Genomic DNA, 558 nt, shown 5'->3' with positions numbered 1-558 from the left:
TTTTTGGAGGCTCTTCATGCCAGCAAGAATTGATGAATACCTTGATAAGGTCATCAAGAATCGATTTACTGTTTCATTAATGTCAAACGCTAAATGGCGTAAAGCCTTCACGGTATTAGATGTTCCTGAATTGATGTTGAATCAGTGTTATTGGAAGTTTGTGGATAGTGATGATGAGTTTCTAGGTTTGTTTACTAAATCAGATGAGCTGATGGAAAAATATGTGGGTGACTATGGCTCAGGTCCTTTCGCCTACAAACGAATCGAGTGGTTAGAAATCCCCAAAGTAGGTAAGCCCAGTGGTTATGAAAATGTTCCCTTTAAACATTGGCATCAAGATATAGATGGTGCATTGAGTATCTTAAACTCAGTTGGTCACTTCGATACTGAGCTTACGGATAGAGGGTTGCGTATCTACGGTTTCAGAAAGTAAACGTATAACAAGCAATTTAAGCAGACTGTCAACGCTTGGCATTTTCAATTCGGTTTAGCTTCCGTGATTTAGGTGGTAAGTTTTAGTGTGTTGGTAGCGTTGTCAGCTACTTAATTGGGCGTTAT

At 39.2% G+C, this 558-nt stretch carries 1 protein-coding gene; it reads left to right on the top strand.

Features of this window, described 5'->3' with window-relative positions; all coding sequences use genetic code 11:
• On the top strand, positions 1 to 433 hold a 433-nt coding region (locus F0226_RS22400; RefSeq protein WP_216606708.1), incomplete at its 5' end, for a DUF6678 family protein.
• Positions 434 to 558: the final 125 nt, after the last annotated feature.

This window comes from Vibrio sp. 99-70-13A1 (genome assembly GCF_013114625.1).
In the GTDB taxonomy this organism is placed as follows: domain Bacteria; phylum Pseudomonadota; class Gammaproteobacteria; order Enterobacterales; family Vibrionaceae; genus Vibrio.
The sequence above is the reverse complement of the archived record's forward strand: the minus strand, read 5'-3'. Positions and strand labels throughout refer to the sequence as shown.